Origin of the sequence: Mesorhizobium sp. M7A.F.Ca.US.006.04.2.1, from assembly GCF_004022915.1 — a bacterium.
Lineage (GTDB): Bacteria > Pseudomonadota > Alphaproteobacteria > Rhizobiales > Rhizobiaceae > Mesorhizobium > Mesorhizobium ciceri.
On sequence record NZ_RZQA01000959.1, the window covers coordinates 1 to 2,187 of the forward strand.

Here is a 2,187-nt window from a genome sequence, read left to right on the forward strand (position 1 = left end):
CCGATCAGACCCGACGCGCCGGTGACGAGGACCCTCACCTGGCACCTGAAAACTGCAGTGACAGTCGCGCCTCATCCTGTCTGCACGCGGAGCCGGACGAAACAGCGGTGTCGCAGCGATCGGGCCGCACGATCGAGCGATTCCGCGCGCCTCGCCGAGGGCAGATGGAAGCGAGCGTCGCGGCGCTGCTGGCGCGTCCGGCCAGAGCTCCGACAGTTTCGAGCAACGATATCGAGCGGAAGCTCGGGTTGATTGTTCCTTTGGTTTCTACCATGGGCGCTGATCCCAAGCTGCCACGGATGTTCCTGCAACCATTCATGGGCAAGGCGAGTTGTTCGCGCAGGAATGACCGCCTCGGACGGTTCAGTGCAACGACCGTATCCACTATTTGCTCATGCACGCAGCGCCAGCCAACCTGATCGACGGTGTCGCTGGACTCGATCTCCCTCCCGCCCAACGCGTTCAGCTAGATCTAGGCGGCATCTTGCAGCGCCCTTTCATTTACGCTGGTTTCTCCAAGCTGCGTCAACGCCTCGTCCGTTGCCTTCTCTTCGTCGAGCGTCTGCTGCAGCAGCGGAACCGCGTCATTCAAGCCGAGCAGCCTTGCCCAGGTTACCAATGTCCCATAACGGGCGATCTCATAATGCTCGACGGCCTGGGCAGCGGCAACAAGCCCGGCGTCGAGGGCCGGCGCCGCCTGGAGCTCCTCCAGTATCTCCCCGCCCTCCTCAATGATGCCGTCGATCGCGGGACAGGTCTTGCCCTGCGCGCGCTTGCCGAAAATCTCGAACACCTGCTGCAGCCGCTCAACCTGACCCTCAGTCTCGTCGCGGTGCTTCTCGAACGCGGCGGTCAACTCTTGCGATTCGGTACCCCTGGCCATTTTCTTGAGGGCACTTAACGCTCCGCGTAGTATATGTCCTTCAAGGCTTCGTAAAATAGATCTTCCAGGCCCTTTGTGCTGCTCTGGGCGCTTTTCTTCGTCGCCATCTCCATGTCCCACTTCGAGTTCAATGCTTCGCGGCATATGCAGCTCTAACAACCAAGGCCATCGGTTGTTCCTCGCCCTCAAAGACATCGTGGGAACACGAGCAAGGACCGTGGGGATCTCGCTCCGTTCTGGTCGGCACAACCGGCGCCATGTCGCCTCTGCGCCTGGCTAGCCTCGTGGCCGCTTGTCAAGCCGCCTGCCGCGCCTTAACCGGCGTTCTCGCCTATCGAAGTCGATTGCTGGTCACGCTTTCGCCGATCAATGTTGATAAGACGGCGGTCGGGGGCCGCGGTGCCGGAACGACCTCTTCAGCGTTTTGTGGGCAAGCTGCTGTGAGACCAGATCGCGCGCTTTTCGGCACATATTGCAAGCCACAATGGTCGCTCGGCTGCCTCTGCCGGTCTAAACGGGACCCGGCCCGCGGCATGCCCGGATGGTTGAAGCGGATTGTTGAAAAGGTGTGTCGGGGTGAACTAGATCATGCGCCGCCATCGGTTGCGACGATCGAGCGACGATTGCTCCTACCGGCCGCCCGACCGCCGTTTCGCTTCTTCATCGATCCTGCGACCTGAGAATCTTGAGTGCCTCGTCCTTGGTGAGGCCGCACTTTCGGGCAAAGTAGTCGCTTCGATGGCCCTTTCGCGATCCGTCCGAGACGCGGTGTTCTGCTTGGCCTTCTTGCCCATCGATGCTATCGCCTCGATTATATCGCCTGCTGGTGATCAAGCGCCTACGCCGTGGGAGGGCTCACGCGGGGATCGGGTCACCAATCTTGCAGCTCCGCTGCCTGGCTCGAACTGTGGTTGGCGCGATTGTTCCGAGATCGCAGAACTTCGCAAGAGATGCCTGGCGCCGGACTTTGCTGTGGCCATTCGGGATCTGTCATCCCATCGCTGTGACCTGCAGACGAATGCAGAGCCTCAGCAGTTTTTCGCCGCTTTCATCGTGGGTTAGTCCCGACAACATGTTCGTTCCAGTACCCGGAGGAAAACGTGCGCGACCAGTCTTTTTCCCATCTGGAGGCGCTCATTGATGTGCGTCCCGACACGAATTTCACCCCTAGCGCGCCATGGCCTCGCGGATCGGCCACTGCGTCACTCGATGCAATATGGAACAATCCTCGCAGGCGGATGTTGGGCAACCCAACCCCCTGGAGGATTGCCAATGTTCATGCACAACAAGCGCCTGCAATACAC

At 60.4% G+C, this 2,187-nt stretch carries 1 protein-coding gene and 1 pseudogene; one reads left to right on the forward strand and one right to left on the reverse strand.

Annotation, left to right across the window (positions count from 1 at the left end):
• Positions 1-419: hypothetical protein (locus EN925_RS40290; RefSeq protein WP_206633055.1), on the forward strand; the 419-nt coding region annotated here is incomplete at its 5' end.
• Positions 420-472: 53 nt separating this feature from the next.
• Here EN925_RS40290 and EN925_RS32820 read toward each other — a convergent pair.
• A pseudogene (locus tag EN925_RS32820) lies at positions 473-990 on the reverse strand (DUF892 family protein).
• Positions 991-2,187: the final 1,197 nt, after the last annotated feature.